The sequence below is a fragment of the Natronomonas marina genome, assembly GCF_024298905.1.
Classification (GTDB): domain Archaea; phylum Halobacteriota; class Halobacteria; order Halobacteriales; family Haloarculaceae; genus Natronomonas; species Natronomonas marina.
In genome coordinates this window covers 3666459-3690307 of the sequence record NZ_CP101154.1, presented here as the reverse complement: position 1 = coordinate 3690307, position 23849 = coordinate 3666459, and the positions used below count along the sequence as shown (strand labels likewise).

Here is a 23849-nt window from a genome sequence, read left to right as displayed (position 1 = left end):
CCCTCGCGGAGAGCGACACGCATATGGACGGCAGGGACAACCCACACGTAATGACGACGACTGCGGCGCCCGTTTCGCCGCGCCTGATACCATGTTGACCGCCACCGCGCTCGACGGCGTCGGCGTCGACGCCGTCGCGCTGAAACCCGCCGAGCACGACCTCGAACGAGCCACGGCCCTCGGCGTCGAGTCCGTGGTCGTCGACTACGAGGGCCGCGAGCACCTGCCCGACCCGGCGACGCTGTCGTCGCTCGCGTCGGCGCTGGACTGCTACGTGACGACGCCGGTCCGGGCCGACGGCTTCGACCCGCTCGGCGACGACTCGCTGATGGCGTCGCTGCCCGCCGGGGCGACGCGGGTCCTCGTGGCCGGCAACGACGCCTACCTGACCGAGAGCGAGGCCAAGCGCGCCGTCGCACCGCGTCTCGGGGCCGCCCGCGAGCGGGCACCCGACGCGTGGGTCGGAACCGAGGGCGTCGAGCGACTGGCGCTGGCCGCCGGTGGCACGCAGTTCGAACTGCTCGCCTCGAACACCGCACGGGAGGTGCGGGCGATGCGTGCCGCCGGGTTCGACGGCGACGTCGCGCTGTACGCCCCGACGGTGCTGACCGACGACCCCGACGAGACGCTGGACGCCGTCGGCAGCTACGTGGCCCGCCGCGGCCCGGTCCGGCGGGCGCTCCCCGCCGACGCCGCGACGGACGCGACCGCCACCGGGCGGGCCCGCGAGGTGCTGCTCGAGGCGGCGACGGACTTCGCGCTGGTCGGGGACGCCGACGCCGTCGCGGAGCGCATCGAGACGCTGCGGTCCGTCGGCGTCGACCACGTCGTCGCCTATCCTGCCCGGGGGCTGGAGGTGTTCGCCCGGGATGGCTGACGACGGCGAACGCGTCGCCGTCGTCGGGGCCGGCGTCGTCGGGTCGACGACGGCGCTTCGACTCGCCCGCCGGGACGCCGACGTGACGCTGTTCGACGCCGGGAACGTCGCCAGCGGGGCCAGCGGCAGCGCGGCCGGCATCGTGTACGACGCCTTCGCGGACCCCCTCGACGCCGAAATCGCGAGCGACGCGATAGCCGCCTTCCGCGAGCGTGGGTCGATAACCGACCGCCCGTACGTCTGGTTCGCCCGCGAGGGCGACGAGCGGAACGCCGAGGCGATACGCGAGCACGTCCCGCGGATGCAGGCGCAGGACCGGGCCGTCGAGTTCGTCGAGCCCTCGGAACTGGGCGCCCGCTGGCCCGGCCTCCGGACCGACGACATCGAGGTGGCCGCCGTCGCGCGCAACGCCGGCGTCGTCGACACCGGAGCGTTCACCCGCGAGACCGCGCAGTTCGCCGTCTCGGCGGGCGCCGACGCCCGGACGAACACCCGGGCCCGACTCGACGAGGAGGGCCGCGTCAACGGCGAGTCCTACGACGCCGTCGTCGTCGCGGCCGGCGCATACACCGGCCGACTGCTGGCCGGCGCCGGCTACCCGCTGGCCGTCGAGGCCTACCGCGTCCAGGCGTACCTCTCGGCGTCGACGCCGCTGGCCGAACGCGTCCCGACGCTGTACGACGCGACGGCCGGCTACTACGCCCGTCCGGACGACGGCCGGCTACTGGTCGGTGACGGGACGGTCCCGGAGGCCCACGACCCGACCGACTGGAAGCGGTCGGCCGACGCCGAGTTCCGCCGCGACTGTGCGTCGTACCTCGAGACGGCGGTCGGCGAGTCCCTCGACGAGCGGCGCTCGTGGGCCGGCCTCTGCACCGCGACGCCCGACGGCGACCCGCTGGTCGGCGAGCGAGCGCCGGGCATCTACGTTGCGACCGGCTTCCAGGGTCACGGCTTCATGCGGGCGCCGGCCATCGCGACCCGGCTGGCGGAGGAGGTGCTCGGCGGCGACGGCGTCCCGGCCTTCGACCCCACCCGGTTCGACGGCGAAGAGGACTTCGAAATCGTCGAGGGGATGACGCTGGACGGCTAGGCGTCCGCGGACGCCTCGTCGGCCGACCCCTCGTCGGCCCCGACGGTGTCCGAGGCGGTGACCGCTTCCTCGCCCGCCGCCTTCGGAATCAGCACCTCGAGAGCGCCGCTGCCGGTCAGGGTCGCCTCCGCGCGGTCGACCTCGACGTCGGCCGTCTCCGGAAGCGTCACCGACCCGCTCAGCGAGAGTCCCCGCCCCGGAAACCGCATCGCGTAGCCCTCGTGGTCCTCGCGGAACCGGTCGACGCGGACCGTGAGGGTGTTCTCGTCGAACCTGACGTCGACGTCGCCGGCGCGCGCGCCGGGCGCGTCGAACACCGCGAGGTAGGCGTCGTCGCTCTCCAGCAGGTCGACCGACAGCGGCTTGCGCTCCTGGACGCGACTGGAGGCCCGGCCGATGCCGTCGAGGACGACCCGGCCCAGCGACTCCCCGACCTCCCGAATCATGCGTGGATTTCCTCGAGGCCGTCGCTCTCGCCGCAGTACGGGCAGGTGAACGACTCGACACCCGTGCCGTCCGGCATCGAGTACCGGTAGTGTAGCTCGAACATGTCGAGGTCGCACGCCTCGCGGTTGCAGACGACTTCCAGGGTCTTCGGCATAGCCGGGTGTAGGGCCGAGACGGTAATCAATGCCCCGACGTTTTGTGGGGTCGGGACCCACTCGACGCATGGAGGTTCGCGGCGTCGACTTCAGTGGTTCGGCGGAACCGGGCTGTGACATCTGGCTCGCCGACGGGCGCTTCGACGGCGACCGCCTCGAGGTGCTGTCGTGTCGGCCCGCCGCCGAGGCGTTCGGTGCGACCGCTCGAAAGCCGGTCCTGGAGGCCCTGGCCGAGTCGCTCCGCACCCGCGAGGGGACGACCGGGCTCGATTTCTCCTTCGGCCTGCCCGCCGCGTTGCTGCCACCGGAAATCGACGGCTGGGCCGAATCCGTCGAGTGGTTCGCCCGGGAGTTCCGCGAGGCCGACGCCGACGGGATGCGCGAGGCGCTGAAGCGACGAGCGAGGGCGAGTGACGCCGACGGCGTCGAGTTGAAACGCCGGACCGACGACGCGGTCCGGGCGAACTCGCCGTACAGCTTCATCACCTACTACCAGACGCTGTACGGCGTCCGGGACCTGCTCGCGCCGCTCGTGGCCGACGGTGCCGTCTCGGCCCCGCCGATGCAGGCGCCCGGCGACCCCAACCTCGTCGAAATCTACCCGGCCGGGACGCTGCGACGACTCGACACCGTCGACGAGGGATACAAGGAGGCCACCGGCGAGGCCAGGGGCCGCCGCGAGGAGATACTGGCCGCACTCGACGCCGAGACGGCCCTCGAGGTTCGAATCGACGACGAGGTGCGCGAGCGGGCCGTCGCCGAATCCGGCGGCGACGCACTGGACAGCGTCGTCGCCGCCGTCGCGACCGCCCGGGCCGTCGACCGAGGGTTCGAGCCGACGACCCCGCACGACGAGCGCGAGGGCTGCATCTACGTCTGAGCGTCGGGCGAGTCCATCCGAGTCGGTTTTACGCCTCGGCGTCCACCACCCGAACATGAAGGACCCGGCGGAAATCGAGGTCACGATAGTCGACGGGTACGTCGACGAACCGGCACACTTCGGCGTGCCGCCCTACGTCTCGACGTACCCGCGCTTCGCCGCCGGGGCCGCCGTCGACGCCGGCGTCCCCCGGGAGTCGGTCACCTACCACACCATCGACGAACTCCGCGAGGACGGACACAAGAAACGCGACGTCGTCGACGCCGACCTGTTCGTCTACGTCGGCGGCATGACCGTCCCGGGCAACTACGTCGGCGGCACGCCCGCCGAACCCGACGAGGTGCGCGAGCTGGCCTGGACCGCCGAGGGAACGAGCGTGATGGGCGGTCCCGTCCGGTTCGGCGTCGGCGAGTCCAACGAGGGCGCCACCGAGACCGAGCGGCAGAACCTCGACTACGACTTCCTCGCGCTGGCGGACGTCGAGGCCGCGGTCTACGACCTCGTCCACGGCGGCCTCGAGGGGTTCGAGGACCGCTACCGCGACAACGCCGAGTTGGACCGCTGGGCGGCGAAGGGCGCCTTCGTCGTCGAGCAGCACCCCGACCACCCCGACTACCTCATCGCGGAGATGGAGACCTCCCGGGGCTGTCCCTACCGGTGTTCGTTCTGCACGGAGCCGATGTACGGCGACCCAGCCTTCCGGACGCCCGACGCCGTCGTGGCGGAGGTCGACGCCCTGTCGGACCACGGCGTCCGACACTTCCGGCTCGGCCGCCAGGCCGACATCCTCGCGTACGGCGGCGACGGCGAGGCGCCCAACCCCGACGCGCTCCGGGAACTGTACGGCGGCATCCGCGAGGCCGTCCCGAATCTCGGCACGCTGCACCTCGACAACATGAACCCCGTGACCATCACGGAGTACCCCGAGAAGTCCCGGGAGGGGATTCGCATCATCGCCGAGCACAACACGCCCGGCGACACCGCCGCCTTCGGCCTGGAGTCGGCCGACCCGCTCGTCCAGGAGAAGAACAACCTGCTCGTGACCGCAGAGGAGTGTCTTGAGGCGGTCCGCGTGGTCAACGAGGCCGGCGGCTGGCGCCCCGGCGAGGAGCCGGACACCGGGCCGAGCGTCGATCCGGACGCCGACCGCCTGCCGAAACTCCTCCCCGGAATCAACCTCGTCCACGGCCTGGAGGGCGAGCGCCGCGAGACCTTCGAGCACAACAAGCGGTTCCTGCAGGACGTCTACGACGAGGGGCTGATGCTCCGGCGCATCAACATCCGGCAGGTGATGGCCTTCGAGGGCACCGAGATGGCCGAGACCGGTGCGGAGGTGGCCAACGACCACAAGCAACTGTTCAAGAGCTACAAGGAGGAGGTCCGCGAGGAGATCGACCGCCCGATGCTGAAGCGGGTCGCCCCGCCGGGGACCGTCCTGCCGAACGTCTACCTCGAGTACCATCAGGACGGCAGGACCTTCGGCCGGCAACTGGGTACCTACGCCCTGCTCGTCGGCATCCCGGGCGAGCGCGAACTCGGCCGGACGGTCGACGTCGCCGTCACCGACTACGGCTTCCGGTCGGTGTCGGGCGTCCCCTACCCGCTCGACGTCAACGCTGCCTCGATGGACGAGTTGCGGATGCTGCCCGGCGTCGGCAAGCAGCGGGCCGGCAACATCCTCGTCGACCGGCCCTACGACTCCGTCGAGGAAGTCGCCGACGGCGTCGACGCCGACCTCTCGCGGTTCTTCGAGGCCGGCCGCGCGCCGGGCGCCGACTGACCGGGCGTCCCGTCCGGTTCGCGTCTCCCCCGGACCCGGAGGTACGATTATCCCCGTCCGGGCCGATGGACGACGCATGAACGTCCCCGCCGCCGACGAGATAGAGGAGACGCTGTGGCGCCGCCACGCCAACCCGAAGAGCGGCTGGTCGCGGGTTCCGACCGGGCCGGTGCTGGTGTACGCGGTCTACCGCCGGAACGTCCGCCTCCTCGCCGCGGCGCTGGTGTGGACCGTCGTCAACCCGTTTCTCTTCTCGCCGCCGGCCCACGAGGACGCCTGGATGACCCGCGCGGTGCTGGCCGAGCGGTGGTGGATTCACGAGGAGGGCAACCACACGGTCGGGTTCGGCTACCCGAACGTCTGCAACGCGGCTGGCGCGCTGGGCTTTTTCGCCGCGCTGTACGCCGCCTGGCGGCGCCGACCCGCCGGGGCCGCCCTCGGGACGGTCGCCTCGGTCGGCCTGAAACTGTGGTGGCTGGCCGTGCTGGTCGAACGCTACGACGCCCGAGAGCAGTGACGGCGCCGGGGTCGACTAGCGATCCCAGCCGAACGCGTCGTGGAGCGCCCGCCCCTCCTCGTTCAGCACCGGCCCGACGACCTCGGTGACGCCGTCGAGGATTCGGGCCGAGCGGACCGCCGGCGCCTGCCCGACGAACTCGGCTATCTCGTCGCCGCCGACGCTGTAGACGACGCGGTCGAAGCCCGCCTGCACGATCCCGCCGGCACACATCGGGCACGGCTCCGTGCTGGTGTACATGACCGTCTCGGCGCGTTCCCCGGCGGTCATCTCCCGGCAGGCGCGGTACGCGAGATGGAGTTCCGGGTGCCGCCGGACGTCGTTCTCGGTGACGACGCGGTTCGATTCGGCCATGACGACCTCGTCGTCGCGGACGAGGACGCTCCCGAACGGCCGGTCGCCGCGCTCGGTGGCGGCCCGGGCCTCCTCGAAGGCGCGCCGCATGTGTGATTCGTGGTCGAAGTCGTCGAAGTCGGCGGTCACGTCCGGGTGAGCGGGAAGCCGGAACAAAACCGTTCCGGCTCAGACGGGAAAGTCGGCGTCGGGGTCGACGACGCGGTCGGGTTCGGCGGGCATCTCCCAGTCGGTCGCCAGCTCGAGCAACTGCACGAGCATGCGGCCGGTCGCCCCCCAGACGGTGTAGCCGTCGACCCGGAAGAAGTGGATACGTACCTCGCCGTAGTGGGGGTGGTCGCGGCGCTCGGACTCGTAGTTGCCCAGGTCGGTCAGCGCCGCCACCGACAGGACCGCTATTTCGGCGACCTCGCGCTCGTCGGGGGTGTACTCCCGGTCCGGGATTTTGGCGACGAACGGCCGGACGGCGTAGTTGGTGATGGTACGGATGTCGTCGAGTTGGCCGACGACGTCGACCTCCTCGGGCCGGAGTCCGATCTCCTCGCGGCCCTCGCGTTTGGCGGTGGCGACGAGGTCCTCGTCGCTCGGCTCGCGGCCGCCCCCGGGGAAGCTCATCTGGCCGGGGTGTTCGCCGAGGTGGTCCGCGCGCTTCGTGAACAGCAGGTACTCGCCGTCGGCGCGGGTGACGACCGGCGCGAGGACGGCGGCCTCGCGCTCCTCGTCGGTCACCTCGATCGGCTCGTGGGCGGCCACCCGCTGCCAGTCCATACCCGACGTAGGTCCCCGGCGCTCTTAGTTCGTCCCATCGGTGGCGTCGTCGAGTCGCTCCCGCAGCGCCCCCAACTCGACCGGCGCCCACGATTCGAGGTCGTAGCTCACGTCGAGCAGTTCGGCGGCCCGGGCGTCGTCGCCGTCGGCGACGGCGCGGGCGGCCTCCGCACGGAGCCGTTCCTCGGCCGCGCGACCGACCCGCTCTTCGTCGACCGACCGCTTCTCGACGTCGAGGATGTGCGGGAGGTCCTCGGCGCCCTCCGGCAGCGTCGGGAACGCCGCCGGGCCGGGCGCGAGCAGGGGCTCGTCGCCCCCGTCCTCGAAGGCGACGAGGACGAACGCCTCGAGGGCCTCGTCGACGGCGCCCTCGGGGGGGTCGTCGCCCCGCCGGAAGGCCAGCTCCGACAGCGCCGTCTCCAGTTCCGACCGGTGGAGCGCGCCGAACAGGTCGACGATCCCCGCCAGCTCGTCGGTCGTGAACACGTCCGCCACTGCGGGCGGGGCCGCCGTGAACGTTCCGACGGCGGCGCGGAGTCCCCGGTGTTTTTCCACCGCGGGTTCGTCCCGGCGCCCATGCGAATCGCGGTCGTCATCGAGGACCCGCCGCCGCACGCCGACCGGGACGGCGCGGTCCGGCTGCGACGGTTCGCCCGGGAGTTCGCCGACCGCGACCACGATGTCACCGTCTACTGCACCGGCTGGTGGGACGACCACGAGCGTCGCATCGAGCGCGAGGGCGTCGTCTACGAGGCGGTGACGGTCGCCCCCGCCCGGACCTCCTTCCTGGCCCGCATTCCGGCGCTTTTGGCCCGCGACCGGCCGGACGCCGTCGTCGTCTCGCCGTCGCCGCCCGGCGCGGCCGTCGCCGCCAGCGTCGGCGGTGCCCTCGCCCGCGCGCCGGTGGTCTGCGACTGGTTCGGCGACGAACCGGGACCGGCCGACCCCCGTCGCCGTCGGCTCGCGGCCCGCGCGCCGACGCTCGTCGTCACCCCCTCGGAACTGGGGCGGACCCGGGTCCGCGAACTCGGCGTCCCGGCGGCCGACACGGCGGTCGTGCCCCAGAGCGTCGACTACCCGCTCGTGGAGTCGACGCCGCCGCGGGAGCGGGACGGTCCCGAGGCCGTCTACGCCCGCCGGCTGGACGCCGACGCCAACCTCGGGAGCTTCCTGCTGGCCCTGGCGGAGCTTCGCCGCCGCGAGGACTGGTCGGCGACCGTGATCGGCGACGGTCCCGAGCGGGCCGACTACGAGACCCAGGCCGCCGAGCTGGGCATCGCCGACCGGGTCGCCTTCGTCGGCGACCTCGACCGCGAGGCGCGGGTGGCGACGTACCGGGCCGCCGACGCCTTCGTCCAGACGGCGCGCCGCGAGCAGTTCGCCGAGGAACTGCTGTGGGCGCTTTCGGCCGGCTGCGTCGGCGTCGTCGAGTACCAGACCGACTCCAGCGCCCACGAACTGCTGGAGGGGCACGACCGCGGCATCCGCGTCACCGAATCGGAGGCGCTGGACGACGCCCTCGTCGACGCCTGGGCGATACCGCACCGCGACCTCGCCGAACCGATGCGGGCCTACGACCACGCTGCCGTCGCCGGCGACTACATCGGGCTGTTCCGCGAGCGCGGCGTCGACGCCCGGTAGCGGCCCCCGGGACGAACGCCCGGTTTCGGCACGCTCGGGCGACGACCCCGGTTCCGGGATGATTTAATATGTCAGTGGGAACGTATGGCACGTATGGACTGGAGAGAGACCGAACGGGAGTACACGGACGAGGTGATAGGGGAGACGACCATCCCGGAACTGCTGTTCGACTCCGTCGAGCGGAACGCGGACCGGGACGCCCAGATGTACAAGGGGGGTGTCCACGATCGCTCGCTGACGCCGGGGGTGGTGCCGGAACCGCCCGAAGGGGAGTACGGCGCCATCACCTACGAGGAGATGGGCGACATCGTTCGGCACCTTGCCGCGGGCTTCCGCGAACTCGGCGTCGGGTCGGACGACCGGGTCGGCATCTACGCCGACACGCGGATGGAGTGGTCTCACGCCGACTACGCCATCCAGTCCGCGCAGGGCGTCGTCACGACCGTCTACACGGAATCGTCGGCGCCGCAGGTCCAGTACCTGCTGGACGACAACGACGCGATGGGGTGCGTCGTCGAGAACGAGGACCTGCTGGAGACGGTCCTCTCCGTCGAGGACGAACTCGACCTGGAGTTCGTCGTCGTCGTCGACGAGTTCGAGGCCCACGCCGACCGCGAGGACATCCACAGCCTCGCGGAGGTCCACGAACTCGGCGTCGAGAGCTTCGACGAGGAGCGGTTCCAGTCGTGGCTCGACGACCGCGAGTGGACGGACCTCTGTTCGCTCGTCTACACCTCCGGGACGACGGGCGACCCGAAGGGCGTCGAGTTGACGCACAAGAATTGGCGGACCTGCTTCAACCAGCTCCGGAAGCGCATCGGACCGCGACCCGACAAGGGCGACGACATCCCGGTGATGGAGGCGGGCATGACGGCGCTGTCCTTCCTGCCGCTGGCGCACGCCTTCGAGCGCATCAACCACTTCCACGAACTCGGCATCGGGATGACCGTCGCCTACGCCGAGAGCGCCGACACCGTCGGCGACGACATCGAGCAGGTCGGCCCGGACGCCGCGGCGTCGGTGCCGCGGGTCTACGAGCGCATCTACAACCAGATGCGCGAGCAGGCCGCCGAGTCGCCGGTCAAGAAGCGCATCTTCGAGTGGGCCGTCGACACGGCACAGACCTACGACGACGCCGACGACCCCGGATTCCTCCTGGAGACGAAGCTCTCCATCGCCGACCGACTGGTCTTCTCGCAGGTTCGGGAGGCGCTGGGCGGCAACATCAAACTGTTCGTCTCCGGCGGCGGGTCGCTGTCGGCGGACCTGGCGAAACTGTACCGCGCGATGGGGCTGACCATCCTCGAGGGGTACGGTCTCACCGAGACGGCGCCCGCGCTGACCACGAACCCGCCCGAGGACATCCGCATCGGGACGATGGGCACCGCCCTCTGTGAGGTCGACCTCGCGCTCGACCCTCACGTCGTCACCGAGGAGACCAAGGAGTCCGCCGAGGGCGAGGTGGGCGAACTGCTGGCGAAGGGACCCAACGTCTTCTCGTCGTACTGGAACAAGCCGGACAAGACCGCGGCGGCGTTCACCGAGGACGGCTACTTCCGGACCGGCGACATCGTCGCCCGCGACGAGGACGGCTACGTCACCTTCGTCGACCGGCGGAAGAACCTCCTCGTACTCGACACGGGCAAGAACGTCGCACCCGAACCCATCGAGGGCGAGTTCGCCACCTCCGCCCGCGTCGACCAGATCATGGTCACCGGCGACGACGAGAAGTTCATCGGCGCGGTCATCGCGCCGAACCTCGAACAGATGCGCGAGTGGGCCGACGAGGAGGGCATCGACCTCCCCGAGGACCCCGAGACCGCCGTCCGCGACGACCGCGTCCACGAGTGGATCGCCGAGGAGGTCGACCGGGTCAACGAGCGCCTCGGCCACCACGAGACCATCAAGGAGTTCCGGCTGGTCGGTCAGGAGTGGACCGCCGACAACGACCTGCTCACGCCGTCGATGAAGAAGAAGCGCCGCAACATCCGGGAGACCTACAGCGAGGAGATCGACGACATCTACGGCCGGCGGGCGGAAGCCGAGGCGACGACGGACTGAGGCGGTCGCCTGCCGTCGGGCGCACTCCGGAAGCGACTACGCCCCGTCGAACCTCCCGGGGTCGGCCGCGGCCGCGACCGTCCGCACCGCGGCGACGTTCTCTTCGACGTCGTGGACGCGGACGATGTCGGCGCCGCGCTCGGCGGCCACCGCCGTCGCCGCCACGGTCGCCGCGAGGCGATTCTCGGAGGTCTCCCGGCCGACCAGCCCGAACATCGACTTCCGGGAGTGGCCGACCAGCACCGGACAGCCGAGCGCCCGGAACTCCCCCAGTCGCCCCAGCAACTCGAAGCTCTCGGCGGCGGACTTCCCGAAGCCGAGGCCGGGGTCGACGACGATCTGTGAGCGGTCCAGCCCCGCCTTCTCGGCGAGCAGCACCCGCTCGGTCAGGGCGTCCAGCGCGTCGCCGACCACGTCGTCGTACTCGATGTCGGCGTCGGGGTCGACCGGCGTCTCCACGGAGTGCATCACGACCACCGGGACGTCGTGGTCGGCGGCGACGAGCCGCATCTCGGGGTCCTCGAGACCGGAGACGTCGTTCAGCACGTCGGCGCCCGCCTCCAGCGCGGCGCGGGCAACCTCGGCCCTCCGCGTGTCGACGGAGACGAGGCAGTCCAGGTCGGTCAGCGCCTCGACGACCGGGACGACGCGCTCTCGCTCCTCGTCGACCGGGACCGGGTCGGCGCCCGGCCGCGTGGATTCGCCGCCCACGTCGACGACGTCGGCGCCAGCCTCGACCATCGCCTCGGCACTGGCGACGGCGTCCTCGACGTCCTCGTAGCGGCCGCCGTCGTGGAACGAATCGGGCGTGACGTTGAGTACGCCCATCACCGCGGTGCCGTTCTCCCAGGGGTAGCCCCGCTCGTCGGGCCGGCGCTGAATGGCGAGCGTCTCGCGCAGTTCCTCGCCGACGACCGACAGGCCGTAGGGCTGGTCGTCGAGTTTCCCGACGAGGCGGCGGAACTGCGCCAGCGTCCCCATCAGGACGACGTCGACGAGTTCGCGGTCCTGGGCGATCAGCCCGGAGGTGGCACACTCCCCGCCCAGCGACAGCAGTTCCTGCTTGAGGTAGTCGGCCTGTCGGGGCTGGACCCGCGTGGCGACGACGCGGTGGACGCCCTTGCCGCGCATCCGGCGGACGCCGCCCTCGGTGACCTCGGCGGCATCGAGGACCCCCTCGGCGGTCTCGAGGTCCGGCACGCGCTTGGGCACCCGAAGGCGGGTCCACCGGCGGCGGGCCTCCGCGACGACGAACAGCGAGCCACAGACCAGGACGGCGTCCCCCTCGTCGGCCGCGCCCAGCGCCGCCTCGACGGCGTCGGCGACCGCCGACCGGGCGGTCACGTCGGCGTCCTCGAAGGTCTTGGCCAGCACCTCCGGCGTCTCCGCCCGCTCGAAGTCCGGCCGGCAGGTGTACACGCGGTCGGCGTCCGGCAGCGCCTCGACCATGCCGGCGTGGTCCTTGTCGCACATCGCGCCGAACACGAGGTGGAGGTCGTCGTAGTCGAACGTCGAGAGCGTCTCGGCGACCCCCTCGCAGCTACCGGGGTTGTGAGCGCCGTCGAGCACGACCAGCGGGTCCCGGTCCATCACCTCGAAGCGGCCGGGCCAGTGGGCGTTCCGGAGCCCCCGCGCGATATCGCCCGGCGAGGGGTCGGCCACCTGCCGGGCCAGCGCCGCGGCGACGCCGGCGTTGTTCGCCTGGTAGCTCCCCAGAAGCGGGACGGCCGTCTCGACGGACCAGCCGTCGCCCTCGACGGTGACGGCCTGTTCGAGACCCTCGCGGCCGCGGTCGACGACCCGGACCTCGGCGTCGGGGTCGGTGCCGACCCGCAGGACGTCGGCGGCGGCGTCCTCGACGGCCGACCGTGCTGCGCCCGTGGCGCCGGTGACGAGCGGGCGGTTCGACGGCGCGACGGCGGCCTTGTCGCGGGCGATTTCCTCGACGGTGTCGCCCAGGATGTCGGCGTGTTCGAGCGTGACGCTCGTGACCGCGGCGGCGTCGGCTTCGAGCGCGCTCGTGGCGTCGTAGCGGCCGCCGATGCCGACCTCCAGCACCGCGACGTCGACGTCGGCGCGGGCGAAGGCCCACGCGGCGAGCGCGGTGGTGGTCTCGAAGAAGGTGGGCGAGTCCCCCTCGGCCGCCCGCTCGGTGACGTACGGCTCCGCCGTCTCGACGAACTCGGTGACGGCCCGGCGGGTGACCTTCCGGCCGTCGACCCGGACCCGCTCGCGGACGTCGTCGAGGTGCGGCGAGGTGTACAGCCCCACGCTGTACCCCGCCTCCCGAAGGACGCGCTCGACCATGCGGGCGGTGCTGCCCTTCCCGTTCGATCCCGCGACCTGAACGACCCGGAACTCGGGGTCGAGACAGTCGAGATACTCCAGCAGGCGTCGGGTCGACTCGACGCCCGTCGTCGGCGAGTACCGGCGGAGGTCGAACAGGAAGTTCGCCGCCTCGTGGTACTCCATACGGAGGGCAGTGCGGCGAGCGGTTTATCGCTTTCCGGTTCCGGTCGGGCGGGGGTGGTGAACGCCGGGTGCGGTCCCGGACGCTACGTGGCCGATGGGATCGCCGCAAAACCGGGTCGGAGCGGTGGGTTCAGTAGTACTCGCGCTCGACGCCCCGGACCGCCTCGATGCGCTTCTCGATCGGCGGGTGGGTCGCAAAGAGCCGCTCCAGGGCGGACCGCTCGCCGCCGAAGATACACAGCGCCGAGACGTTGTCGTCGAGTTCGGCGTCGCCGCGCGTGCCGGCCGTCGAGATCTTCTCCAGGGCCTCTGCCATCGCGTCGCCGCCGACGTGCCGGGCGGCGTCGTCGTCGGCGACGTACTCCCGGTACCGCGAGATGGCGAGCACGAACACCATCGCCACCGACTGGACGACGATGGAGGCGACGTAGCCGAGGATGATGTTCCCGATGCCGCCCTCCCGCGAGAAGGCGATGGCGAAGTAGGCCGCGAAGCCGAGCAGCGAGGCGACGGCCTGGCCCATCACCATCGTGATGACGTCGCGGTTGTCGATGTGGGCGAGTTCGTGGGCCAGCACCGCCTCAAGTTCGTCGTGATCGAGCAGGTGCATCAGCTCCGTCGAGACGACGACGACGCCCGCCCCACGGCGGCCGACCGCGAAGGCGTTCGGGACGCCCATGTCGGCGACCTTCAGCGCGGGCTTCTCGAGGTCCATCTCCGAACAGAGGCGCTCGACCGACTGGTGGACGTTCGGGTACCTGTCCTCGGGCATGTCCTCGGCGCGGACGCTCCGGAGGGCGGCCCACTTGCCGAACTTGTACTGGAAGCCGGCGAACAGCACCGTCCCCAGCAGTACGAGTACGAGCGGGGCGCCGTAGGCCATCGCGACGATCGCCAGGAGCATGTAGAAGCCGAACAGGATGCTCCCGACGACCGCCATCCGGGCCTTGAGTCCGACGTGTCGCATGGTGGCCGGCCGTTGGGCGTTGACGGCTAAATGGTTTCTGTCGAGAGAGAGAATGTCACCCACGGAAGGGCGTTCGCGGCCTGCGACGGGTCGAATCGACCGCGTTCCGCCCCGCTACCGCCGCTCAGTACGAGCGCGGCATCCCGAGTTCGTGCTCGCCGATGTAGTTCAGCACCATCTCGTTGGAGACGGGCGCCGTCTGGGTGAGGCGGAGGTTCTGCCAGATGGCGAACACCTCGTACTCGGGGGTGAACCCGTTGCCGCCGTGGGCCTGGATGGCGCGGTCGGCGGCCTCCGTCCCGAACCGCGAGGTCAGGAGTTTCGCGGCGTTGGCCTCCATCCCGCAGTCCTCGTCCTCGTCCCACTTCTTGGCCGCCTTGTACGTCACCTCGCGGGCGGCCGTCAGTTTCGCGTACGATTCGGCGATGGGGTGCTGGATGGCCTGGTGGGAGCCGATGGGCGCGCCGAACACCTCGCGGTCGCCGGCGTAGTCGACCGCGAGGTCGACCGCCCGGAGGCCGCCGCCGAGCGCCGAGGCCGCGCCGCCGATGCGTTCGGTGTTCAGCGTGTCCCACAGCAGGTAGAGGCCGCCGTCGACCGTCCCGAGGACGTCCTCCTCGCGGACCGCCAGGTCGTCGTAGCGGACGGCGTACTGCTTCTCGAACCACGGGACGGAGGTCTCGACCTCCGACAGCGAGATGCCATCGCGTTCGGTCGGGTCGTCGACGAGGAACAGCGTGACGCCGTGGGTCGGGTTCGAGGGGTCGAACTCGGAGGTGCGAGCGACCAAGAGCATCGTGTCGGCGTTCTCGACGCCCGAGATGAACGTCTTCTCGCCGCTGACGCGCCACCCCTCGTCGGTCTCCTCGGCGGTCGTCTCGATGTTGAGCGTGTTCGTCCCCGCCTGCGGTTCGGTCAGCGCCATGCAGAATCGCATCTCGCCGTCCGCGATTTTGGGGAGGTACTCCCGTTTCTGTGCCTCGCTGCCGTGGCGGGTGATGCCGATCCCGCCGAACACCGGCGTGAGGACGAAGACGATGCCGCCCTGACCACCGCCGCGGGACAGCTCCTCGATGATGATGGTCATCTCGAGCATCCCCATCCCCTCGCCGCCGTACTCCTCGGGGATGGCGACGCCGAGCCAGCCGTCGTCGGCCAGCGCCTCCCAGTACTCCGTCGGGAACCGCTTCTCTTCGACGTGCTCGCGCCAGTAGTCGTGGTCGAAATCGGACGCTATCTCCCGGACCGACTCGCGGATGAGGTCGTGCATCTCCGTCTCGCCCAGAACCATGCCCCGTGTTACGTAACACCACGTTTAGACCCTTTCCCCGCCGAAGGGAGGGCCGTTATCAGGGGGCGTGCCAGGCGACGCCGACTCACAACGCATAAGTCGGTTCGCACCCCGTTTGGGCACATGCGACGTCGCGCCCCCGTCAGCCGTCCGCGCGTGGCGACTGGCGAGTGCGCCGACGGCCTCGCTTTCTCGAAAGGCAAACGTCCGTAGCGGGGTCTGCGGCGGGCGTGGCACCCCCGTCGCAGGCCGGTTCCGGACGCACCGCCCCGACGACCATCCGAACCCGACACCACCGACATCCACCCATGACACACGACACGTTCACCGGCGTCTTCCCCGCGATGACGACGCCGTTCCACGACGACGAGAGCATCGACCACGACACGCTTCGCGCCCACGCACGGCGCCTGGAGGCGGCGGGCGTCGACGGCCTCGTGCCGGTCGGCACGACCGGCGAGTCGGCGACGATGAGCCACGACGAACACGTCGAGGTCGTCGAGACGGTCGTCGACGCCGTCGACGACGTGCCCGTCATCGCCGGCAGCGGGTCGAACAACACCCGCGAGGCGCTGGACCTCTCCGAGCGGGCCGCCGACGCGGGCGCCGACGGCCTGCTTCTCATCTCGCCGTACTACAACCGGCCGGAACCGGACGGCATGGAGGAACACTTCCGGGCCGTCGCCGACGCCGTCGACCTGCCGCAAATCATCTACAACGTCCCGAGTCGGACCGGCCGCAACATCGCCGTCGAGTCCGCCGTCGCGCTGGCTGAACACGAGAACGTCGTCGGCTACAAGGCCGCGAGCGGCGACCTCAACCGGACCAACGAGGTCGTAGAGCGGACCCGCAACGAGAACTTCGCGGTGCTGTCCGGCGACGACGCGCTGACGCTGCCCGTCGTCGCCCAGGGCGGTACCGGCTGTATCTCCGTGGCCGCGAACGTCGAACCCGAGCGCGTCGTCGCCCTGGTCGGATCGGCGCTGGCCGGCGACCTCGACCGCGCCCGCGAACTCCAGTACGAACTGGGCGACCTCTTCCGGGCGCTGTTCGCCGAGAGCAACCCAATCCCCATCAACGAGGCCATGGAGATGCGGGGAATCCACTCGGCGACGATGCGGTCGCCGCTCTGTCCGCTGCAGCCGGAGACCCGCCAGCGACTGCGCCGAGTCCTCGAGGACCTGGAATGAAACTCGTCGTCGCCGGTGCCACGGGCCGGACGGGCAGCGAGGTGGTCGCCGAGGCCAGTCGCCGCGGTCACGACGTCGAGGGCGTCGCCCGCTCGTCGGACGACGTCGAGGACGTCAGGGTCTACCCAGCCGACGAACTGCCCGCCCTGCTGGCGGACGCCGACGTACTCGTCGACTTCACGGTCCCGGCGGCCAGCCGCGAACACGCCGCCCTCGCCGCCGAGGCGGGCGTCGCCTACGTCGTCGGCACGACGGGATTCGACTCCGGCGGCACCGCCGACCTGCGGGCGGCCAGCGAGTCGACGGCCGTGCTGAAGGCCTCGAACTTCGCCCGGGGCGTCCAGGCGCTGCTTGACGTCGTCGCCGCGGGCGTCGAGGCCCTGCCCGACTACGACGTCGAGTTGACCGAGACCCACCACAGCGGCAAGCGCGACGCCCCCAGCGGGACGGCGAGGACGGTGCTGGATGTCGTCGACGAGGTCCGCGGCGAGGAACTGGACCGCACGCACGGCCGCGAGGGGGAACACGGCCGCGAGGCCTCGGAGGTCGGCGTCCACGTCCGCCGGGCCGGGACGGTCCGCGGCGAACACGAGGTGCTCCTGGCGGGCAACGACGAGGTGCTGACGCTGACCCACCGCGCCGAATCGAGGCGGGTGTTCGCCGCCGGCGCCGTCGACGCCGCCGAGTGGCTCGTCGGCCGCGACCCCGGCTGGTACGAGTTCTCCGAGGTGCTGTAGGCCCGCGGGCCGCCTGCGGCGTCTTTGCCCGGCCGTTCCGGTGTGTTTTATCATCGTCCCCGTGGGAGTCCCAATCGATGGAACCGGTGCTGTGGCAGGTCCTCGCCGGGACGCGGGGCGGTCCGAACAGGGCTCGCATCCTGCGGGCGCTCGACGAGCGGCCCCGCAATCGCAACCAGCTGGCCGACGAGCTCGACCTCGACTACAAGACGATAGAGCACCATCTGGAGGTACTGGAGGACAACGGCATCGTCGAGAGCACCGAGTCGGACTACGGGGCGGTCTATCTCATCACCGACCGGACGCGACACCACTGGGAGAAAGCCACGGAGATAATGGAGGAGGTCCAATCATGACAGGGCGAGACGACACCGTGAACGAACAGCACGACGCGACGGGCGGAGGGAACGCCGAATGAGCACGCTGCTCACCGTCGCACGAATCGCCGCCGCGGTCAACGTCGTCCTCCTGGTGGCCCTGGCGTACGTCTGGGGCAGCAACTACCGGCGGATACGGTCCAAACAGACCCTCGGCACGCTGGTCTTCGCGGTGTTGCTGCTGGCGGAGAACGTCCTGGCGTTCTACTACTACACCTTCTCCGGGCTCGAACTGACGACGCCGGCGGCCCGGGCGATGATGCTGCTGCAGGCGCTGGAACTGCTCGCCATCGCCTTCCTGACCTGGGTCACCTACGACTGATAGTGGTTACTGCGAATAGTTTCAGCAACGGTGTCGAAAGACGCCGACTTGCGCCTCTCGTCACGGATACGGACCATCGCGGTGGTAGAGACTCGCAGTAACCACTACGAGACTGCGGGTGCCGAGGCTCCGCGGCGGCCCCCGTCGCCGCTACGGCTTCGACAGAGCCAAGTCCCGCGTTTCCGTCCCCCCGACAATGAGCGCGCTCGAAGACGACGTTCGGGACCTGCAGCGGCGCTACGAGTCGGGACTGTCGGCCGAGGAGGCGGGCGCCGACGAACACGCGATACTCGAGGACTTCCTCGCGGCCCTGGAGGCCGGCGAGGTACGGGCCGCCGAGAAGCGAGACGGCGAGTGGCAGGCAAACGAGTGGGTCAAGCAGGGCATCCTGCTGAACTTCGGGCTGCGGGACATCGAGACCCACAGCTACGGCGGCGTCGACTACCACGACGTCCTGCCGCTCCGGGAGACTGACGACCTTCCCGACCGTGGCACGCGGAACACCCCGGACGGGACGGTCGTCCGCCGGGGCGCCTACGTCGGCAGCGACGCCATCCTGATGAGTCCCTCGTTCGTCAACATCGGCGCCCACGTCGGCGACGGGACGCTCGTCGACTCCTGTGACACCGTCGGGTCGGCCGCACAGATCGGCGACGGCGTCAAACTCGGCGCGAACACGCTTATCGGCGGCGTGCTGGAACCGGTCGAGGCCGCCCCGGTCGTCGTCGAGGACGGCGTCTCGCTGGGGGCGGGCTGTCGGGTCACCTCCGGGTTCGTCGTCGGAGCGGACAGCGTCGTCGGCGAGAACACGCTGTTGACGCCGCGAATCCCGGTGTACGACCTCGTCGAGGAGGAGGTCGTCTACGGCCACCTGCCGCCGGAGCGCCGCGCCTTCACCCGGTTCGTCGAGTCCAGCGTCGGCGAGCACGACCTCTTCGAGGGCGGCGCCTACAAGCCCGCCGTCGTCGCCACCGACCTCGAGACGGAGACGCTGGAGGCGACCCGCCGCGAGGACGCCCTGCGGGACAACTGACGCCGTCGGGGCGTTCCCGCCAACTCGTATTTGGCCGCGAGTTTATCCCGCCGGCGTCCCCAGTGGCGGTATGGCTGACGAACTCGCGGCGCCGCTGGACGAACAGTTCGACGGCGAGATGGCGCTTCCCGACTCCGTCGACGAGGCGGCGGTCCGGCGGATGCGGTTCGTCGCGTACCTCCTCGACGAGAGCGTCCGGGTACCCGGAACGAGCATCCGGGTCGGTCTGGACCCCATCCTCGGTATCGTTCCCGGCGGCGGGGACGCCGTCTCCGCGGCGCTGTCGGCGTACATCGTCGTCGAGTCGGCACGGCTGGGCGTCCCGTTCCTGACCCTTCTCCGGATGGTCGCCAACGTCTCGCTGGACTTCGCAGTCGGTTCGGTGCCCGTCCTCGGGACCCTCTTCGACGCCGTCTGGAAGGCCAACAAGCGCAACTTCGAACTCGCGCTGTCGGAACTGTCGACGGCGACGGAGGAGGAGTCCGACGACGCCGAACCGGTCACCATCGCCGTCGAGTAGCGGGCACGACTGGCGGGAAAGATGGCGTCGGGAACCCCGCAGTCGACGGCTCGCGGACGGTGGTGCGTCAACCGTTCACACAGTATCTTTTTGCTCCACGGTGGTCGTGGAAATTGACAGACAGAGCCCGAGCCAACGATGGAAGACGAGCCCACGATTCTCCTCGTCGGTGACGATGCGGCCTTCGCCGAGCGGTTCGTCGAGGTGGCGTCCGACGGGTACCGGGTCCGGAGGGTACGAGACGGCGGGCAGGCAGTCGAGGCGGCGAGCGACGGCGTCGCCCTCGTCGCCGTCGACGAGCGGGGCGACGGGGTCGGCCCGCGACGCTTCCCCGAACGCCTCCGAGCGGATGGGTACGACGGGCGGGTTCTCGCGCTCCACGAGTCGGACCCGGGCGCGACCGGGCCGGCGGTCGACGACCACCTGGTCGCGCCGCTTGCGGCGACTGCCCTCCGGGACGCGGTCGAGGAACTGGTGGCGCCGGCCGTCTCCGGCCCCGACGCGACCGTCTTCGAGGCGCTCGGGGACGCCAAGGCCCGCCGCTGCTGTCGGGCACTCGTCGAGGCGCCCCTCAGTGCGAGCGAACTGGCGGACGCGACCGGCTACTCGCTGCCGACCGTCTACCGCCGCCTCGAGGAACTCCAGGCGGCCGGACTGGTCGAGGCCAGCACCAGGATACGCGACGGCGGCGGGAACTGCGAGGTCTACCGGACGGTGACGACGGCGGTCCGGGTCGACATCGAGGACGGGTTCCGGGTCGACGTCGAGCGCGAAACCGACGGATCCCGGGTCTGACTCGCGGGTCGGTCGTCAGTCGTCGCTCGCGTCGGATCCGGCGTCCGTCGTCCCGCCGGTTTCGTCGGCGCCCGCTCCCCCGTCGGCGTCGCGCTTCTCGTTCGATTCGGGGGCTTCGATTTCGATGGTCGTCCCGTCGTCGTCGGCGTCGGCGCCGGTGCCGACCGAGAGTTTCACCGCCAGCCGGTTCGCGTCGACGACGCCGCCGACGGCGGCGCCGAACGGTCCCAGCGTCGCGCCGAGGACGGCTCCGACGGGCCCAGCGGGTCGGTCGTCGCGCTCGCGGTGGCCGTCCCCGTCCGTTCGTCGTCGGTCGTCGGTCATGGTCGCCGGTGGGCGCTCGACGAGCCCAAGCGTTTCGGTCCGAGGCGACAGTCTTGTTATCCGGCCCGCCCATCCTCCGGTAATGAGTCTTACCGCCTCGCCGGCCGTCAGGCGCCTCGCCGACTGGGACGACGACCGGCTCCAGCGGCTCGCCGACGAGTACGGCACGCCGCTGTACGTGACCGACCACGACCGAATTCGGGAGAACTTCGTCCGGTTCGAGGCCGCCTTCGACTTCGCCCACGTCATGTACGCCGCCAAGGCCAACACCGGGCGGGCGGTGATACGGACGCTGTACGACGCCGGTGCCGACGTCGAGTGTGCCGCCGCCGGGGAACTCCACCGGGCGCTGGCGGCCGGCGTCGCCGCCGAGGACCTCCAGTACACCGCCGTCAACCCGCCGGACGGCGACCTCGACTACGCGGTCGACCTCTGGGCGGACACCCCCGAGTTGACGGTGACGGCGGGCGCCGAGATGACGCTGGATCGGCTCGCCGAGCGCGGCTTCGACGGCCGGCTCGCGCTCCGGGTCAACCCCGGCATCGGGACGGGCCACCACGAGAAGGTCGCCACCGGCAAGGACGCGAAGTTCGGCCTGCCCTACGACGAGGTCGAACGCGTCGCCGAGGCGGCACGGGAGCGGTTCGACCTCGTGGGTCTGCACGCCCACGTCGGCAGCGGCGTCCTCGCCGACGACCTCGAGGACCACCGCCGCGCCCTCCGGAAGGTGGCCGACCTCGCCGAGCGGGTCGGCGGCCTGGAGTTCCTCGACCTGGGCGGCGGATTCGGCGTTCCCTACCGGCCCGACGCGGACCCGCTGGACCTCGAGGCCGCGGCGGCGATGATCCGGGAGGTGACGGCGGGCGTCGACGCGACGGTCGCGCTGGAGCCGGGACGGTACCTCGTGGCCGACGCCGGGGCGCTCCTGACCCGGGTCAACACCATCAAGCAGACCCCCGGGACACGCGTCGTCGGCGTCGACGCCGGGCTGACCGACATGATCAGGCCGGCGATGTTCGACGCCTACCACCACGTCCGCAACGTGACCGGTCCCGACCGCGAGCCGGTCGCCTCGAGCGTCGGCGGCCCGCTGTGTACCAGCGCCGATGTCTTCTGTACCGACCGGCCGATCCCCCGCCCGGAGGCGGGCGACCTGCTGGCGGTCGGCAACGTCGGCGCCTACGGCATCGATCTGGCCAGCCAGTTCCACTCCCAGCCCCGGCCCGCCGAGGTCGCAATCGAGGGCGACGACGAGCGCGTGACGCGCCGGCGGGAGACGTTCGACGACCTCACGCGGCTGGAGGACGAGGCGCCCGGCGTCGAGTGACCGCCAGGACGGCCGATCACCGCCTCCACCCGGGCGCGTGACGCCGCACGTTTTATCGTGGCCCGGCGCCGAAGCCGGTCCATGACCGACGTCAACCACCGGATGCTCGAGCAGCACGAGCACCTCCGGGACCTGGGGCTCGTGATCGAGGAGCAGCGGACGGGGTACGTTCGCCTCTCGTTGCCGTACGACGAATCGCTCGGGAACCCGGGGACCGGCTTCCTGCAGGGGGGCGTGGTCGCAACGCTCGTCGACCACGCCGGCAGCGCGACCCTCCGAACGACGCTCGATGACCCCGGCGGAACGCCGCACGCCACCACGGAGTTGAACGTCAGTTACGTCCGTCCGGCGACCGGCGACCTGACGGCCGAGGGGTCGGTCGTTCGGACCGGCGGCTCGACGGGCGTCGTCCGCGTGGACGTATCCTCGGCCGAGGACGACGAGACGGTCGCGGTCGGTCGCGTGTCGCTGCACATCGACCGGTAGCGGTGCCGACGGTCGGGGTCCGTGGTGTCGGTCGACCCGCGGGTCAGTCCAGTTCGTCCACCAACTCGGCGCCGAGACCGGTGTAGTCGGCCGGCGTGAGCGCGCGCAGTTCCGCCCGAACCGACTCCTCGACATCGAGGTCCTCGAACAGCTCCCGGAACTCCTCCAGCGTCGCCCGCCGGCCGCGAGTCAACTCCTTGATGCGCTCGTAGGCCTCGGTGTCGCCCTCCCGCCGGAGGACCGTCTGGACGGCCTCGCCGATGACCTCGGGGTTGTTCGCCAGGTCCTCCCGCATGACGCCCTCGTTGGGCGTCACCTTCTCGAGGCCGGCGGCGGTCTTGCGGTAGCCGATGAGACAGTGAGCGAGCGCCGCGCCGATGTTACGCTTGACCGTCGAGTCCGAGAGGTCCCGCTGGAGCCGCGAGGTGGTGACGTAGTCGGCCAGGAAGTTCAGATCCGAGTTGGCCTTCGTCAGGTTGCCCTCGCTGTTCTCGAAGTCGATGGGGTTGACCTTGTGCGGCATCGTTGACGACCCCGTCTCGCCGTCGACGGTCTCCTGGCCGAGGTAGCGGTCCGAGACGTAGAGCCACACGTCGAGGTCGAGGTCGCGGAGGACGTTGTTGACGCCGCGCAGCGCGTCGAAGACGGCCGCAAGGTCGTCACAGGGGTTGACCTGCGTCGTCAGCGGTTCGTGTTCGAGGCCGAGCGACGCGACGAACGATTCGGCGAAGGCCCGCCAGTCGACGTCGGGGTAGGCGGCGTGGTGGGCCGCGTAGGTGCCGGAGGCGCCGGCCAGTTTGCCCGAGAGGTCGGCACTCGCGGCCTCCAGCCGGCCGAGCGCCCGCCCCAGCCGCGAGGCGTAGACGGCCAGTTCCTTCCCGTAGGTGGTCGGCGTCGCCGGCTGGCCGTGGGTGCGGGCCAACATCGGCAGGTCGCGGTGCTCTCGGGCGGCGTCCGCGAGGTCGTCCCGCACCTCCCGGATCGCGGGGACCAGCACCGTCTCGACGGCCGGCTTCACGAGCAGGCGGTGGGCGAGGTTGTTGACGTCCTCGCTGGTCAGTCCGAAGTGGACCCACGGCCCCTGCGTCTCCTCGTCGGGCAGCGCCATCCGGACGAAGTACTCGACGGCCTTGACGTCGTGGTTGGTCGCCTCGTAGTCGCCGTACCCCTCCGTCTCCAGGCGCTTTATCACGTCGGCGTCGTCGGCGTCGAACGCCTCGTACAGCGCCCGCAGGTCGGCGCGGGCGTCGTCGTCCAGCGCGAGCGGCGTCGCCTCGAGGTCGGCCAGCGCGAGCAGGTACTCGACCTCGACGCGGACGCGGGCGCGCATCAGCGCCGCCTCGCTGGCGTACTCCACGAGCGGTTCCGTGTAACGGGCGTACCGGCCGTCCAGCGGCGAGACGGCCTCCAGTGGGCCCCGGTCGGTCATACCCGA

The 23849-nt window shown here is 71.0% G+C and carries 26 protein-coding genes; 16 read left to right on the top strand and 10 right to left on the bottom strand.

The features are described from left to right. Positions 1 to 91 precede the first annotated feature (91 nt). Both NLF94_RS19255 and NLF94_RS19250 read left to right on the top strand, forming a co-directional pair. Positions 92 to 877 (top strand): DUF7388 family protein, encoded by a 786-nt coding sequence (locus NLF94_RS19255; protein WP_254839260.1) that lies wholly within the window; start codon positions 92 to 94, stop codon positions 875 to 877. Then, a complete protein-coding gene (locus tag NLF94_RS19250; RefSeq protein ID WP_254839259.1) occupies positions 870 to 1970 on the top strand; it encodes an NAD(P)/FAD-dependent oxidoreductase in 1101 nt (366 codons plus the stop codon). Before NLF94_RS19255 ends, NLF94_RS19250 begins: the two co-directional genes overlap by 8 nt. Here NLF94_RS19250 and NLF94_RS19245 read toward each other — a convergent pair. Continuing rightward, a complete protein-coding gene (locus NLF94_RS19245; RefSeq protein WP_254839258.1) occupies positions 1967 to 2416 on the bottom strand; it encodes an Hsp20/alpha crystallin family protein in 450 nt (149 codons plus the stop codon). The genes NLF94_RS19250 and NLF94_RS19245 overlap by 4 nt on opposite strands. Next, positions 2413 to 2571 carry a DUF7559 family protein gene (locus NLF94_RS19240; protein ID WP_254839257.1) on the bottom strand — a complete coding sequence of 53 codons (159 nt, stop codon included), beginning with the start codon at positions 2569 to 2571 and terminating at the stop codon, positions 2413 to 2415. The genes NLF94_RS19245 and NLF94_RS19240 overlap by 4 nt, the downstream gene beginning before the upstream one ends. Before the next feature lie 68 nt (positions 2572 to 2639). On the opposite strand from NLF94_RS19240, the gene NLF94_RS19235 reads away from it, so the two are divergent. From NLF94_RS19235 to NLF94_RS19225, 3 genes are all read left to right on the top strand, one after another. Continuing rightward, positions 2640 to 3452, top strand: coding sequence for a DUF429 domain-containing protein (locus NLF94_RS19235; RefSeq protein WP_254839256.1), 813 nt, complete (start codon positions 2640 to 2642; stop codon positions 3450 to 3452). A gap of 55 nt (positions 3453 to 3507) precedes the next feature. Beyond that, complete coding sequence (locus tag NLF94_RS19230) at positions 3508 to 5232, top strand: radical SAM protein (RefSeq protein ID WP_254839255.1); 1725 nt, start codon at positions 3508 to 3510, stop codon at positions 5230 to 5232. 76 nt (positions 5233 to 5308) lie between these two features. Then, the gene (locus NLF94_RS19225) at positions 5309 to 5749 is read left to right on the top strand and encodes a DUF6653 family protein (protein ID WP_254839254.1); all 441 of its coding nucleotides are present in this window, start codon (positions 5309 to 5311) and stop codon (positions 5747 to 5749) included. A 15-nt stretch (positions 5750 to 5764) separates the two neighbouring features. On the opposite strand, the gene NLF94_RS19220 is transcribed toward NLF94_RS19225, so the two are convergent. Genes NLF94_RS19220 through NLF94_RS19210 form a run of 3 tightly spaced genes read right to left on the bottom strand, consistent with a single transcriptional unit; the run spans position 5765 to position 7357 of the window. Then, positions 5765 to 6232, bottom strand: a complete 468-nt coding sequence (locus tag NLF94_RS19220) for a nucleoside deaminase (RefSeq protein ID WP_256558663.1) — start codon at positions 6230 to 6232, stop codon at positions 5765 to 5767. Positions 6233 to 6271: 39 nt separating this feature from the next. Then, on the bottom strand, positions 6272 to 6871 hold the full coding sequence (locus NLF94_RS19215; RefSeq protein WP_254839253.1) for an NUDIX hydrolase: 600 nt from the start codon (positions 6869 to 6871) through the stop codon (positions 6272 to 6274). 24 nt (positions 6872 to 6895) lie between these two features. Continuing rightward, on the bottom strand, positions 6896 to 7357 hold the full coding sequence (locus tag NLF94_RS19210) for a DUF7109 family protein (protein WP_254839252.1): 462 nt from the start codon (positions 7355 to 7357) through the stop codon (positions 6896 to 6898). A gap of 90 nt (positions 7358 to 7447) precedes the next feature. Here NLF94_RS19210 and NLF94_RS19205 point away from each other — a divergent pair, with 90 nt between their 5' ends. Together NLF94_RS19205 and NLF94_RS19200 are read left to right on the top strand one after the other, a co-directional pair. Beyond that, positions 7448 to 8512 carry a glycosyltransferase family 4 protein gene (locus NLF94_RS19205; RefSeq protein ID WP_254839251.1) on the top strand — a complete coding sequence of 355 codons (1065 nt, stop codon included), beginning with the start codon at positions 7448 to 7450 and terminating at the stop codon, positions 8510 to 8512. A 93-nt stretch (positions 8513 to 8605) separates the two neighbouring features. Next, positions 8606 to 10573 carry an AMP-dependent synthetase/ligase gene (locus tag NLF94_RS19200; protein ID WP_254839250.1) on the top strand — a complete coding sequence of 656 codons (1968 nt, stop codon included), beginning with the start codon at positions 8606 to 8608 and terminating at the stop codon, positions 10571 to 10573. A 36-nt stretch (positions 10574 to 10609) separates the two neighbouring features. On the opposite strand, the gene folP is transcribed toward NLF94_RS19200, so the two are convergent. From folP to NLF94_RS19185, 3 genes are all read right to left on the bottom strand, one after another. After that, positions 10610 to 13045 carry a dihydropteroate synthase gene (folP, locus tag NLF94_RS19195; protein WP_254839249.1) on the bottom strand — a complete coding sequence of 812 codons (2436 nt, stop codon included), beginning with the start codon at positions 13043 to 13045 and terminating at the stop codon, positions 10610 to 10612. Between the two features lie 130 nt (positions 13046 to 13175). After that, positions 13176 to 14012: a M48 family metalloprotease gene (locus tag NLF94_RS19190; protein WP_254839248.1), complete on the bottom strand. Its 837-nt coding sequence runs from the start codon at positions 14010 to 14012 to the stop codon at positions 13176 to 13178. Positions 14013 to 14136: 124 nt separating this feature from the next. Further along, positions 14137 to 15303, bottom strand: coding sequence for an acyl-CoA dehydrogenase family protein (locus NLF94_RS19185; protein WP_254839247.1), 1167 nt, complete (start codon positions 15301 to 15303; stop codon positions 14137 to 14139). A gap of 308 nt (positions 15304 to 15611) precedes the next feature. On the opposite strand from NLF94_RS19185, the gene dapA reads away from it, so the two are divergent. The 7 genes from dapA to NLF94_RS19150 all read left to right on the top strand — a co-directional run bounded on the left by dapA (position 15612) and on the right by NLF94_RS19150 (position 20277). Further along, complete coding sequence (gene dapA / locus NLF94_RS19180) at positions 15612 to 16493, top strand: 4-hydroxy-tetrahydrodipicolinate synthase (RefSeq protein WP_254839246.1); 882 nt, start codon at positions 15612 to 15614, stop codon at positions 16491 to 16493. After that, positions 16490 to 17230, top strand: a complete 741-nt coding sequence (gene dapB / locus NLF94_RS19175; protein WP_254839245.1) for a 4-hydroxy-tetrahydrodipicolinate reductase — start codon at positions 16490 to 16492, stop codon at positions 17228 to 17230. Before dapA ends, dapB begins: the two co-directional genes overlap by 4 nt. Positions 17231 to 17307: 77 nt before the next feature. Further along, a complete protein-coding gene (locus NLF94_RS19170; protein WP_254839244.1) occupies positions 17308 to 17586 on the top strand; it encodes an ArsR/SmtB family transcription factor in 279 nt (92 codons plus the stop codon). A gap of 58 nt (positions 17587 to 17644) precedes the next feature. After that, positions 17645 to 17929 (top strand): DUF8036 family membrane protein, encoded by a 285-nt coding sequence (locus NLF94_RS19165; RefSeq protein ID WP_254839243.1) that lies wholly within the window; start codon positions 17645 to 17647, stop codon positions 17927 to 17929. Between the two features lie 196 nt (positions 17930 to 18125). Beyond that, complete coding sequence (locus NLF94_RS19160; protein WP_254839242.1) at positions 18126 to 18962, top strand: 2,3,4,5-tetrahydropyridine-2,6-dicarboxylate N-succinyltransferase; 837 nt, start codon at positions 18126 to 18128, stop codon at positions 18960 to 18962. A 70-nt stretch (positions 18963 to 19032) separates the two neighbouring features. Next, the gene (locus NLF94_RS19155) at positions 19033 to 19482 is read left to right on the top strand and encodes a DUF4112 domain-containing protein (RefSeq protein WP_254839241.1); all 450 of its coding nucleotides are present in this window, start codon (positions 19033 to 19035) and stop codon (positions 19480 to 19482) included. Between the two features lie 138 nt (positions 19483 to 19620). After that, entirely contained in the window at positions 19621 to 20277 is a 657-nt protein-coding gene (locus tag NLF94_RS19150; RefSeq protein WP_254839240.1) for a winged helix-turn-helix domain-containing protein, read from the top strand. 15 nt (positions 20278 to 20292) lie between these two features. Here the strand turns inward: NLF94_RS19150 and NLF94_RS19145 are convergent, their stop codons facing one another. Continuing rightward, on the bottom strand, positions 20293 to 20601 hold the full coding sequence (locus NLF94_RS19145; protein WP_254839239.1) for a hypothetical protein: 309 nt from the start codon (positions 20599 to 20601) through the stop codon (positions 20293 to 20295). An 82-nt stretch (positions 20602 to 20683) separates the two neighbouring features. Between NLF94_RS19145 and lysA the strand changes: the two genes are divergently transcribed. Together lysA and NLF94_RS19135 are read left to right on the top strand one after the other, a co-directional pair. Next, entirely contained in the window at positions 20684 to 21928 is a 1245-nt protein-coding gene (gene lysA / locus NLF94_RS19140) for a diaminopimelate decarboxylase (RefSeq protein WP_254839238.1), read from the top strand. A gap of 81 nt (positions 21929 to 22009) precedes the next feature. Further along, positions 22010 to 22414: a PaaI family thioesterase gene (locus NLF94_RS19135; RefSeq protein ID WP_254839237.1), complete on the top strand. Its 405-nt coding sequence runs from the start codon at positions 22010 to 22012 to the stop codon at positions 22412 to 22414. 43 nt (positions 22415 to 22457) lie between these two features. Here NLF94_RS19135 and purB read toward each other — a convergent pair whose 3' ends face one another. After that, positions 22458 to 23843: an adenylosuccinate lyase gene (purB, locus tag NLF94_RS19130; protein ID WP_254839236.1), complete on the bottom strand. Its 1386-nt coding sequence runs from the start codon at positions 23841 to 23843 to the stop codon at positions 22458 to 22460. Between the last annotated feature and the right edge of the window lie 6 nt (positions 23844 to 23849).